General features: G+C 37.0%; 14 protein-coding genes. 7 read left to right on the top strand and 7 right to left on the bottom strand.

What is annotated here, in order from left to right; translation table 11 throughout:
• On the top strand, positions 1-126 hold a 126-nt coding region (locus HC000_RS17255; protein ID WP_179808286.1), incomplete at its 5' end, for a transposase.
• 175 nt (positions 127-301) lie between these two features.
• Here HC000_RS17255 and HC000_RS17250 read toward each other — a convergent pair.
• Positions 302-775, bottom strand: a complete 474-nt coding sequence (locus HC000_RS17250; RefSeq protein WP_089368262.1) for a hypothetical protein — start codon at positions 773-775, stop codon at positions 302-304.
• Positions 776-1,031: 256 nt separating this feature from the next.
• Here HC000_RS17250 and nirK point away from each other — a divergent pair, with 256 nt between their 5' ends.
• From nirK to HC000_RS17235, 3 genes are read left to right on the top strand one after another with little or no spacing between them, the layout of a single operon-like run.
• Positions 1,032-2,435, top strand: coding sequence for a copper-containing nitrite reductase (gene nirK / locus HC000_RS17245; protein ID WP_179808285.1), 1,404 nt, complete (start codon positions 1,032-1,034; stop codon positions 2,433-2,435).
• 1 nt (position 2,436) lies between these two features.
• Positions 2,437-3,195 (top strand): formylglycine-generating enzyme family protein, encoded by a 759-nt coding sequence (locus HC000_RS17240; RefSeq protein WP_179808284.1) that lies wholly within the window; start codon positions 2,437-2,439, stop codon positions 3,193-3,195.
• 4 nt (positions 3,196-3,199) lie between these two features.
• Positions 3,200-3,787, top strand: coding sequence for an SCO family protein (locus HC000_RS17235; RefSeq protein ID WP_179808283.1), 588 nt, complete (start codon positions 3,200-3,202; stop codon positions 3,785-3,787).
• A gap of 308 nt (positions 3,788-4,095) precedes the next feature.
• On the opposite strand, the gene HC000_RS17230 is transcribed toward HC000_RS17235, so the two are convergent.
• The 3 genes from HC000_RS17230 to HC000_RS17220 all read right to left on the bottom strand — a co-directional run bounded on the left by HC000_RS17230 (position 4,096) and on the right by HC000_RS17220 (position 6,241).
• Positions 4,096-5,094, bottom strand: coding sequence for a transposase (locus HC000_RS17230; protein ID WP_179808282.1), 999 nt, complete (start codon positions 5,092-5,094; stop codon positions 4,096-4,098).
• Between the two features lie 144 nt (positions 5,095-5,238).
• Positions 5,239-5,589 carry a hypothetical protein gene (locus HC000_RS17225; protein ID WP_179808281.1) on the bottom strand — a complete coding sequence of 117 codons (351 nt, stop codon included), beginning with the start codon at positions 5,587-5,589 and terminating at the stop codon, positions 5,239-5,241.
• 337 nt (positions 5,590-5,926) lie between these two features.
• A complete protein-coding gene (locus HC000_RS17220) occupies positions 5,927-6,241 on the bottom strand; it encodes a DUF6693 family protein (RefSeq protein ID WP_011328152.1) in 315 nt (104 codons plus the stop codon).
• A 520-nt stretch (positions 6,242-6,761) separates the two neighbouring features.
• Here HC000_RS17220 and HC000_RS17215 point away from each other — a divergent pair.
• Together HC000_RS17215 and HC000_RS17210 are read left to right on the top strand one after the other, a co-directional pair.
• Positions 6,762-7,736: a DUF1852 domain-containing protein gene (locus HC000_RS17215; protein ID WP_179808280.1), complete on the top strand. Its 975-nt coding sequence runs from the start codon at positions 6,762-6,764 to the stop codon at positions 7,734-7,736.
• 70 nt (positions 7,737-7,806) lie between these two features.
• Positions 7,807-8,856 (top strand): methionine synthase, encoded by a 1,050-nt coding sequence (locus tag HC000_RS17210; RefSeq protein ID WP_179808279.1) that lies wholly within the window; start codon positions 7,807-7,809, stop codon positions 8,854-8,856.
• 123 nt (positions 8,857-8,979) lie between these two features.
• On the opposite strand, the gene HC000_RS17205 is transcribed toward HC000_RS17210, so the two are convergent.
• The gene (locus tag HC000_RS17205; RefSeq protein ID WP_179808278.1) at positions 8,980-9,810 is read right to left on the bottom strand and encodes a sulfite exporter TauE/SafE family protein; all 831 of its coding nucleotides are present in this window, start codon (positions 9,808-9,810) and stop codon (positions 8,980-8,982) included.
• Positions 9,811-10,081: 271 nt separating this feature from the next.
• Between HC000_RS17205 and HC000_RS17200 the strand changes: the two genes are divergently transcribed.
• Positions 10,082-10,966: a LysR family transcriptional regulator gene (locus HC000_RS17200; RefSeq protein ID WP_011328148.1), complete on the top strand. Its 885-nt coding sequence runs from the start codon at positions 10,082-10,084 to the stop codon at positions 10,964-10,966.
• Positions 10,967-11,241: 275 nt separating this feature from the next.
• Here the strand turns inward: HC000_RS17200 and HC000_RS17195 are convergent, their stop codons facing one another.
• Complete coding sequence (locus tag HC000_RS17195) at positions 11,242-11,448, bottom strand: hypothetical protein (protein WP_089368250.1); 207 nt, start codon at positions 11,446-11,448, stop codon at positions 11,242-11,244.
• Between the two features lie 159 nt (positions 11,449-11,607).
• On the bottom strand, positions 11,608-12,177 hold the full coding sequence (locus HC000_RS17190) for a hypothetical protein (RefSeq protein WP_179808277.1): 570 nt from the start codon (positions 12,175-12,177) through the stop codon (positions 11,608-11,610).
• Positions 12,178-12,401 lie beyond the last annotated feature (224 nt).

Below are 12,401 nucleotides of genomic sequence, written 5' to 3'. Positions count from 1 at the left end.
AGATTTAAATGGTTTAAAAAGCAATTCTGGGTTAAAAAAACATTTTGGTCTGACGGATATTTTGTTTGCTCTGTTGGGAATGCGGCTGCTGATACAATTCAAAAATACATTCAAGAGCAGGGCTAACTATTCCGATTCATCCCATCGACACCGCTTCGCGTCGATCAATGGGTTTTCTCGGAAAATTTCGATAAATTTTGTTAACTTTATTAGTTAAATAAAATCACTGCAACTAAGGCTCGCTGCAGTGTTAAAAATACGGGATATAATGTAGGTAATTTAAAGTTTTATGAAGGTGTTACTAAACCTCTTCGCATTCCCAGCTTGGCTTTTCAAATTTAAACACTGCTAATCCTAAAACCGCTATCATTATTGCAAAAGCTAACCAAGATGATAAAAACTGTGCTGCAAAAAACCAACCCACTGCAGCGGCAATAACACTAATAACAAGCTGAGCCATAAGCGGAACTTTACCTTTGGTACCGTAAGTAAGTTTATAAGCTTTAACTAATTCATCAGCCACAAAAAACTCACAAAGTGTCACGTTTTTAGTTAAACCGTGGGCTTTTAGCCTAATTTTGGCCGGGTTGCCATTTATTTCAAACTGATGAGTAGAGCTAAACTTAAAGTTTTGTGCTTCGCTAACTATCTCACCGTTAACTTTTACAACTTCTTTTCCCGATACGGGCAAGCAGTAATAAGTAACTTCTACGTCATCACTGTAAAACTTAAAATGCATTCCACTTTTGGCCGAAACCTCTACTTTATTTGTCATCATCATCCTTATTGATATAAATTTAATTATATAGTTTCCAAAGAAAGTTAACAGCATGCTTACAACAATAAATCGTTAACTCACTCATAAAAAGCTATACCTCAATAAAAACAAACAATAGATTTAAAATCAAACTCGTTAACATTGCTGATCAGTACTAAACTTTTGTTCATCGGCAGTTAATTGATCTGCATCAATTCATTTTTGCACTTAAGCGCAATACTAAGTTAATCGTCATTTATAATGGAAATATAAAATGAAAATACAACCTAGTAAGCACACCCTATGGCTCCCTCTATTAGCTATTTTATTTAGTGGTAACCTACTCGCTGCCAGTAATTTAAAAACTGAACAAGCAATACTAACGCCTCCCCCTATGGTGCCACCCGCCATTAATAGAGATCACAGTGCAAAAGTAGTTATCAATCTAGAAACCAGAGAACAAGTAGGGAGAATTGCTGATGGCGTTGAATATGTATTTTGGTCATTTGGTGAAACCGTACCAGGGAGCTTTATTCGAGTTAGAGAAGGTGATGAAATTGAGTTTAATCTCTCAAATCATCCTAGCTCAAAAATGCCGCACAATATTGACCTACATGCCGTAACAGGCCCTGGTGGTGGCGCGGAGTCGTCATTTACAGCCCCAGGGCACACTTCTACATTTAATTTTAAAGCACTTAACCCAGGGCTTTATATTTACCATTGCGCCACGGCTCCTGTTGGTATGCATATAGCCAATGGTATGTATGGCTTAATTTTAGTTGAACCAAAAGAAGGCCTTGCGCCCGTAGACCGAGAGTATTATTTAGTACAAGGGGATTTTTATACTAAGGGCGAATTTGGTGAAGCTGGCTTGCAACCTTTTGATATGGCAAAGGCAATTGATGAAGACGCAGACTACGTAGTATTTAATGGCTCAGTAGGCAGCACCACAGATGAAAACTCTTTAACCGCTAAAGTAGGTGAAACAGTTCGATTATATATTGGTAATGGTGGCCCTAATTTGGTTTCTTCTTTTCATGTAATAGGCGAAATTTTTGATACCGTTTATGTAGAAGGCGGCAGTTTAAAAAATCACAACGTACAAACCACATTGATCCCCGCTGGCGGCGCTGCCATTGTTGAATTTAAAGTAGAAGTACCGGGCACCTTTATTTTGGTCGATCATTCTATTTTTAGAGCATTTAACAAAGGCGCACTCGCAATGCTAAAAGTAGAAGGTCCTGACGACCATTCTATTTTTACAGGCAAAACAGCTGAAAACGTATATTTACCAGAAGGCTCAGCAGTACAGTCGTTAGATAATACATTTACTAAAATAACAGCCAACAATAAAGATGACCAAATACGATTCGGCCAACGTGTTTATGAGGCTAACTGTATGGCTTGCCATCAAGCTAATGGCGAAGGTATTCCCGGAGCATTCCCGCCTTTAGCAAAGTCTGATTATTTGAACAACAACCCCCTTTTAGGTGTGAATGCGATTATTAAAGGCTTATCGGGTCCTATTAAAGTTAATAATGTTAACTACAACGGCGTAATGCCAGCAATGAACCTAAATGACGAGGATATTGCCAATGTTATTACCTTTGTACTAAATAACTGGGATAACGCCGGCGGAAAAATCTCTGCTGAACAAGTTGCTAAGCAGCGCAAATAACATGATTCTTTCTTTATTAACGATGACACTTGCATTGGCAGAGCCACCTAAAATGGTAGCTCTGCCCGCGGGTGACTACAGGCCGCTTTATATGAATAAAAACAGCCCACAAACATTTGTGGGCGCTTTTAGCATAGATGTTACACCTGTGACTAACGCGCAATATTTAAAGTTTGTAATAAACAACCCACGTTGGCAGCCACAGCAAATACCTAGCATATTTGCAGAGGCTCAATATTTACAACATTGGCAACAAAACCAAACAGCAAAGCAGCCGTCACAAGAGCAATTAAACAGCCCTGTAGTTAACGTATCATGGTTTGCAGCCCAAGCTTATTGCCAGTCACTTAATAAAAGCTTACCCACGGTTGCTCAGTGGGAGCGTGTTGCCAGTGCCAGTGCAACCCAGCCCAATGGCAGCCTAGAGAAAAGTTATAACCAACGTATTTTACAATGGTATAGCCGCCCTAGTAGCAAACAACTCCCTGAGGTTGGTACTAACCCTGCAAACTATTGGGGGGCACAAGACTTACACGGCTTAATTTGGGAATGGACAGAGGATTTTAACTCCGCTTTAGTTAGCGGCGAATCTCGTGGTGATAGTGATATAAATCAAAAATTATTTTGCGCCGCAGGAGCGCAAGGAGCAGCTGATCCCAGTGATTATGCCGCATTTATGCGCTTTGGCTTTCGCTCTAGTTTGCAGGCCAAATATACTTTACCTAATTTAGGGTTTCGCTGTGCGAAATCAAAGGAATAAACAAATGATAAAATATAACCCAGCTATAATTTCTAATAATATAACACTTAAAATATTAGGGCTGATATGCATGCTTGCCAGCTCATACGCTTACTCGCAAAACATACCACAAGACTCTGTTTATCAGCTTAACAGTACATGGTTAGATCAAGACGCTAATAAACGTACTTTAAGTAGCTTTAGCGGTAAAAAACAAGTCATAAGCCTTATTTACACACACTGCTTACATACCTGCCCTACTATTGTTTCTACCATGCAAGCCATTGAAAATAAGCTGAGTGAGACTGAAAAACAAGACGTAGGTTTTATTTTAGTATCGTTAACTCCAGACACAGATACACCTGCAGTACTAAAAGAATTTGCACAAAGCCGAAAATTAAATTTACAAAACTGGAGTTTATTAACCGGCACACCACAAGACGTTCGTAGTTTAGCCATGGTATTAAATATAAAGTTTCAAAACATAGACAACAATGAAGTTAATCACTCCAACTTAATGACAGGTTTAGACGAGCAAGGACGTATTAAGTTTCAAGAACTTGGAGTAATAAATAACGCAGCAATAGCCGCTGAAAAGCTCGCAAATTTTTAAAGCACGCTACCCTTAACTAAGCTATACAATGAATAAACACTCGCACAAAAGCAGAGTGTTTATTTAATTTCAAAAATTTTAATATGGGACAGGCATTTAATTTTTATTAAACAGCAAATGCGCAGTTTATTTATTATTTACTCCAGTGTATGGCTTTCAGAGTTAAAGTTTATTCGATTTTAGGGAGGTTTTAACGAGAGTTAGAGGCTTACACTTCATATGATGGATATTTGCTAACTTAAGCTGACACAGATCTATGAACGACCTCGCGGATGCTCGTATTTATTTTGCATTAAATAACTTACAGATTAACCAACACCTTTGTACCACTTAGCTTGGTTCTGCGCAGCTAAATTCATTAACCTTACTTTACTCCCTGCAAAGTTTGCATATTGCCTACGAAAATGCTGAATTGCGTTTAGCCACTCAGCCTCTTCTATATTTAATTTGGCTAATATATTGAGTACATTTTCATTTATTTCCCCTTGCTTATTGCAAGTAAAACAACGACTACTCCAACTTACTAACTCTAAATAGTCTATTAACCTAAATGGGATCGTGTCTGGATCTGCATTACTCCCTAATTTAAGTAATTGCATTGGCTGGCTTTTATGCTCAAACAGTTCTGTTTTTTGTATAGATTGCTTACTATTTTCTGCCATGTTTTTATAATTATGGATGCGCTCTTGAATTGATGTAAAATCACTATTTTTAAGTTCTGTAGCTATTTTCGCTCTAATAGGATTTAAATCAACATACGCCATACAACTTAAAATGGCCTTATCATCTAATAGTGCTTGGGATTTATAACGCCCTTCCCAGTATTTTCCTGTGCAGTTATCTTCTTTATTTGCTTGCCTGGCAATATATTCATTAAGATTTTTCATATACCAGCTAATATCATAAAGTCGTGCTCGCCATGTTGCTATAATTTCACTAAAAATATATAAGCTAGCCTCATTTAATTTCTCGCCATTTAAAAAGCGTTTAACCAAAGAGTCTCCTTGTTTATATAACTTATACCAACGCCTTATAACCTCTTCAACAGACCAATCAAGCGCTTTGTTTTTATTTACTTTAACCACAACATGATAATGATTACTCATAATAGCGTAAGCAGCTATATCAATGGCAAATACATCGCTCAGTAATTTCATCCGCTTAACAAGCCACTCCCTACGGTGGTCAAAGTTTTTGCCTGAGTATTTATCATCGCCACACAAAAAAGCACGGCGAACACAACGCGCAATTAGGTGGTAATAAGGTGTTGCCGATAAATCTATGAGTGATTTTCTGGCACGGGTCATGTTTAGCACTCTGTTTTTGCATGTATATATAAACAGTAGTTCAAAGCGAGGGAATTACCATTTTTTATGCCTGTCTACTATTATATTTACTTGTAAATAAGTTTTATGCCTGTCCCTTATTCGAAGAGGAGATAGTAATAAGCCTTATGTTTCTGCCAAAATATCGCCATCAACAAGGTGAACATTGGTGGTGTAATAAGCTTGGCTGTATTCTATATTTAACGAAAAATACACGCTTTGTTTAAGGTGTTTTTTTATAGATGCCTCTAGCTCAGTACTTAATGCTAATGTAAATTCTTTATTTCGGTGAGACTTAGTTAATAACGATATTGTAATGAGAATATGCGAGTACTTATATTCTAAGCATGGGTAAGCTCTTGACTTACATACCCCAGCACTGGCGTCTTTGTTATTTATAATCTGCTCTATAACATCAAAAACTTCTTTTGTGTTTATTTTTAAGTTATCTGAATATTTTATTTCTACGTGTGGCATAAATATATGTTCCTGAACGAATAACGCTTGGTTAATAATAAATCACTGCGTTTGAGTGCAACAATCAACAGTAACTTACCTAATGAGTTTATTCCGCTTGAGCCTGTAATACAGCGTGCTGTATATCTACATAGCATTATTTAAAATTAAACTTTGTTTATAAAACTTCTCTTTTTAAGCATTATAAGGTGCTTACTTATTATAGGGTTAGCTCCTTTATTCGTTTTATGGTATTTACCCTCAACTTTTTTACTTAAAACAAAAAAGCATAACCCTATTAAAGTTATGCTTTTTAATTTAGTTTGTTTAATAAACGAATACGCCGTATAAAGGCTAATTACTCAATAGTTGTATTATTTAAAGAGTAGTTCCACACCTTATAAAAATAAAAGGCATAACCAAGGCCAAAGGTAAGTATTGAAATTATAATCCAAAGAATTACATGGCCAATGCTGCCAAAAATATCTGTATTACAAACCATTTTTCTTGCATTACCGTGTTCGTCAATTAACTCAGAGCGATTCAAAATAAACTTAGAGAACGAATAAGGAAAAAAGAACGCGCCTATACCAAACGTTATTAGTATTAAAATAAACCACAGTATTAAATGCCCTAAAATATCTATAGTTCCTACATTTGCTTGAATCTTCATATTTAATCCTTGATATGATTTTACTTAACGAGTGTTAAAACCTACTCGCTTTAATTTATTGTTATTACTAAATAAACCATAGCCGAGTTCCTATTTCAGTTCAATTATTTACATAAAACAAAAAGAAGTTTATTTACTTATAAGCAGCTACTACATACTTTTGCTTAGCTTTATTAGATTAAATAAACATTCTTTCACTTAACTTATTCCTCCTCAAAAATACACCTCACAAACCTACAGCCACGCTAATAAACGCAGCAAAACTAGCGAGAAAAGCAATTAATGAGAATCCCTCATATATAAATGAAATTAAATCAATTTTATTCATAATAATAACAACGTATAAAATACATTCTTGCTTTTACCTTTAGCCGCACTGCACTTGGTTGCAATTAAGCCTTTAGGTAAAAATAAAAAATACTGTGGTGACTACTGACAGGGAAATCTGAAGATATTACCGAAAACCTCAGAAGTTAAACAAAAAATTCAGCTTTAATTATATAAATGGATACCAAAAATCATGAAAAAAGACTTTAAATTTACTATTAAGAGCACTTCTCTTGATGAAAGTTATCAGCCATCTAACGATACGCGCCTTACAACCAACTTTGCTAACTTGGCAAGAGGAAAATACCGCCAAGCTAATTTGCGCAACGCGTTAAAAATGATTGATAACCGCTTTAATGCTTTAGCGAACTGGGATAACGCTAAAGGAGATCGTTACTCTGTCGAACTCGAGATTATTTCTGTAGATTTAGATATTAAAGGCAGTGGTAATACTTTTCCATCGATAGAAATATTAAAAACAATTATTGTTGATCATAAAACTAATAAACGCATTGAAGGCATTGTAGGTAATAACTTTTCCTCTTATGTGCGCGATTATGACTTTAGCGTATTGCTGCAAAATCATAATAAAAATCAACCTAAATTTAGTATCCCAGATAACTTTGGTGAGCTGCACGGCAAGCTGTTTCAGCATTTTGTTAACTCAAGTACTTACAGACTAAATTTTAATAAACTACCTGTAATATGTATTAGTGTTTCTGATAACAAAACGTATCATCAAACTCAAAACCAGCACCCTATTTTAGGCGTTGAATACCTGCCAAATGAGTCATCTTTAACCGAGCAATATTTCAAAAAAATGGGCTTGCAGGTACGTTATTTTATGCCACCAAACAGTGTAGCGCCTTTAGCATTTTTCTTTTTTGGTGACTTACTTAATGATTACACTAACCTTGAACTTATAAGCACTATTTGTACCATGGAAACATTTCAGAAAATCTATCGACCTGAAATTTACAATGCAAATGCACCTGCAGGAAAGTTTTATCAGCCAAATTTGAACAACCAAGATCATTCATTAACGCAAATTGTTTATGATCGAGAAGAGCGTAGCCAAATGGCCAGCCAGCAGGGAAAATTTACCGAAGAGCACCTAATTAAGCCATACCAAACTGTGCTTGAACAATTCTCTGCCAATTACGTTTAAAAGCGGCGCTTAACAGTTTCGCTCAATAGCTAGGTTCAATTATAACTTTAAATATACGGCACTATTTATCATGAAAACACTTATTAGCAATACACTATTACCTACGTCAACTGCGGGCAGTTTGCCTAAACCGGTTTGGCTTGCACAACCACAAACACTTTGGTCGCCTTGGAAATTACAAGACGATGAACTAATTGAAGGTAAGCAAGACGCCCTTCGCTTGTCATTACACGATCAGCAACAAGCAGGCATTGATATTGTCAGTGATGGCGAGCAAACCAGGCAACACTTTGTTACCACCTTTATTGAGCACCTCAACGGTGTTGATTTTGAAAAGCGTAAAACCGTTAAAATTCGCGATAGGTACGATGCAAGTGTACCAACGGTTGTTGGCCCTGTTAGTCGACAAAAGCCGGTTTTTGTTGAAGATGCTAAATTTTTACGCCAGCAAACTAACCAGCCAATAAAATGGGCTTTGCCAGGCCCAATGACAATGATAGATACCCTTTATGACGATCATTATAAAAGTCGCGAAAAACTTGCGTGGGAATTTGCCATAATTCTTAATCAAGAGGCAAAAGAGCTTGAAGCTGCAGGGGTAAATATTATCCAATTTGATGAACCAGCATTTAATGTATTTTTTGATGAAGTTAATGACTGGGGTATTGCCTGTTTAGAGCGCGCAATTGAAGGACTAAAATGCGAAACCGCGGTGCATATTTGCTACGGCTACGGCATTAAAGCCAATACCGATTGGAAAAAAACATTAGGATCAGAATGGCGCCAATACGAAGAAGCGTTTCCTAAGTTACAGCAATCGAATATAGATATTATTTCGCTAGAATGTCATAACTCTCATGTACCAATGGAGCTACTTGAACTTATTCGCGGCAAAAAAGTGATGGTAGGTGCTATTGATGTAGCAACCGACACCATAGAAACACCCGAAGAAGTTGCTAATACCCTGCGCGAAGCGCTTAAATATGTTGATGCCGACAAGCTCTACCCTTGTACTAACTGTGGTATGGCTCCTTTAGCGCGTAATGTAGCAAACGGTAAGTTAAATGCCTTAAGTGCAGGAGCAGAAATAATCCGCAAAGAACTGGCTAACAAACGTTAACCCAATAAACCTATATAATCCAACTAATATAAGCACTTCAATATAGTTATGTAAAAGAATGCCCGGTATAGAGCTCCTATGCCGGGCATTCTTTTTTAAACAAACAATAAGTAAATTAAAAACCTATAAAAACACTTGTCCTAACATGCGTAAACCAGTAATTAATAGTACACAAGCAAATATCTTTTTCAGTTTACCTGCATCTAGTTTTGCAGCTAACGACGCGCCTACAGGCGCAAACAGTACGGTTAGCGGTACAATACATGCAAAGCCAAATAAGTTAACCAAACCAAAGGTCCCCGCTGGCGCATCAATTGGCGTACTGCCCAATATCAACATAGTTAGCGCACCAGGCAATGAAATAATTAACCCAATTGCTGCAGCTGTACCAACGGCCTTATGAGCAGGATAGTTATATAAAGTAAGTAATGGCACCGAAATAGTGCCGCCACCAATTCCCACCATAGAGCTTAAAAAGCCAATAAATGCGCCCATAACACTTTGCCCTACTTTACCAGGTAGTTTTTGATACAACGCCGACTTGCCCGTTCTAAACAGCATATTAAGTGCAGATAACAGCGCTATTGCCCCAAACAATACCGTAAGCAACTTGCCATCAACCCGAGTAACTAACCAGCTACCCAGCAATACACCTATAAGAATAAATGCAGCCCAACGTTTTAAAAGGTCAAAGTCCACATTGCCTTTTTTATTGTGAGACCTAATTGAACTAATAGATGTAGGCACTATGGTTGCCAAAGACGTGGCTGTTGCAATTAACATTGAAGATTCGGGCGATACCCCAAAGCTCTGAAACAAAAAAAACAACACAGGCACAATTACAATTCCACCGCCCACACCGAGTAAGCCTGCTAAAATACCAGCAAATACGCCTGTGGCTACCAGTGCCAACAAAGTAGATATATTACTTGTTATAAATTCAATGATATTCATTAATTATTACTTCTATTTTTAATCACAACAAAGACCTTTCAGTCAATTTACGAGGTAATTACAGCCCCTGCTTTTAGGTTTTTAAATAAAACAATCACGTTAGCATGCTCTACAAACTCAGCTCTCGCTAAGTTTAATATAACGCTTTGTTATAATTAGTTATTCCCACCTTAATAGTAAATAAACTTGTTTGCTTGATAAAATGATATAATTTCATCAACCAATGAATATCAGTCATCATTAAAGCTAAATTATAGATAGGAGTTAACTTGTGCTGGAAAGGATCCACTTAGAAATACTAACCGCCATAAAAGAACATGGAACCCTAACTAAGGCAGCAAATTCGTTGTACTTATCGCAATCGGCACTAAGTCATAGTATAAAAAAACTAGAAGGCCAAGTTGGTACGCCAATATGGAAAAAAGACGGTCGAAATTTGCGCCTTACAGCGGCTGGTGAGCATATTCAAACACTGGCAAACAGAGTATTACCGCAGTTTGTACACACTGAGTTATTACTAAATCAAATTGCTAAAGGTGAACTAGGCTCGCTACGCATTGGCATGGAGTGCCACCCTTGTTACCAATGGTTGCTTAGAGTAATTGAGCCCTATTTAGAGCACTGGCCAGACATAGACATTGACGTAAAGCAGGAGTTTCAGTTTGGTGCTTTAGGTGCATTACTAAGTTACGAAATTGACGTACTAATAACTCCCGATCCACTTTTTAAACCTAAAATAAGCTATATACCTGTGTTTAACTACGAACACAGACTCGTAGTTGCTAAATCCCATAAACTTGCAACACAAGAGTTTGTATTACCCGAGCAACTAAGCGAAGAAGTATTGTTTAGTTACCCTGTAGAGCCGCTAAGGCTTGATATTTTTAGCCAGTTTCTTAATCCGGCAAAGTGCTCAGTAAAAAAACACAAAACCATTGAAACAACCGAAATCATGCTACAAATGGTCGCTGCGGGTCGCGGTATTTGTGCTTTACCTGGCTGGCTAGTAGACGAGTATTCTAAAACAATGCCTATCAAAAGCCTAAGGTTTGGAGAGCAAGGTATTAACAAACAAATATTTGTCGGTATTCGTAACAACGAGCAGCATATTGACTACTTAAATGACTTTATTGCCCAAGCTAAAAAAACAACATAACCAAATTAAATGCACAGTGTGAGCTCATAAGCGCGTTATCCTACCCGCATGTTTAGTACAAACCAGCTGTGCAGGCTGGGGTTTTGTAAATAGCTGATTGAATTCACCACATTGCATTTTGAGTAACAAAGCCAAGGGTAAGCCGCATAACAGCATTATTAGATCACAGGCATTTAAATGGATAAGGATCGTGTTTAAGTGTTGAAAAACGAATACACCCTACGATGAATCGACGTATTTAGCAGCTTCAGGGCGTGTTGTTAGCACCGATGTTGCTAATCATCGTTTATTTTATTCTCACGTTTTACGCGCCATTTATCAAATTCCTCTTGACTAGATGAACCCGATTTTGCGGCATAAAATCTAGCAACTGATACCACTATTAAAATAAAACCTATTCCAATATTGAGAATAGATTTTTCAACAATACCTAAATAGAAAAGAAATACAGCCAAAATAGCTAAGAAAATTTGAGCAAACATAAAAATCCTTTTTAATTAATCAATACAGGCTAATAAAACTCTAATGATTTAAGCCTGCTAACGCTTTGCTAAGGGGCAATAAAATAGTTGGCTAAAATAGTGACTCAGGAGCAAAGCCAACTGTTATTTGTCCTACTGAAATGACTTGTTATGTTACGTTTATGTGCACTTTTTATGCAGTAACTCTACAAAGTTTTTATCCCAAACTAATTCTTGAACTGAAGCTCTAGTAGGTTTAGCCCAAATTTTTTCTATTTTTTGCATTTCAAATATGCCACCGTCGTATAAGCCTTTAACTCTTTTTACATACTCAGCTGACTCGCCTATTTTTAATATGTAAGTAATATCAACGGTTGTATCACTGTTGTTACTATTCCACCCAACAGCGTGTATTTGGCCGTTTAGTTCACATGTACCATTTGATTTACCTGCTGCTATTTCTTTAAAAGCTAATTCAGCCTCAGCTTGAATAATATCTTTAACAGGCTGTTGAAAAACAAACCCTTTCCAACTCCCATCAGATTGACAAAGGACACAGCCAAATCCTGATGTAGCATATTGACTGATATTCCGATGAGGTTCGTAAGTAAAGTTATTAATGCTAATTTCAGGGATGTTTTTATTTATGTTAATTGGGTTACCAGCATAATTACCAGCTAAATCATATTGTATTGGTTGTGCTGCACAGCCGCTAAGCAATATAGACGTAATAATCATAACTTTTTTCATAATTTGAAGTAATTCCTTTTATATTTGATGAGAGTGTAATATTTAATTTAGTAACATAACGCCTTGCTCACCGGCGAGTAAGTTGGTGCTGTTTTTGCTGCCTTTTCTCTTAGCAAAAACCGCGACAACTGTATCGAGTCCGCGTGCAGCAACTTGTGTACGCCCGACATGGGCATTGACTTATGAGGTGAAAGTCCTCTGTAGGAAGATCACCGTTTAAATAA

Source organism: Pseudoalteromonas sp. MIP2626 (assembly GCF_013414205.1).
Classification (GTDB): Bacteria; Pseudomonadota; Gammaproteobacteria; order Enterobacterales; family Alteromonadaceae; genus Pseudoalteromonas; species Pseudoalteromonas nigrifaciens.
This window is presented reverse-complemented; position numbering and strand designations above follow the sequence as displayed.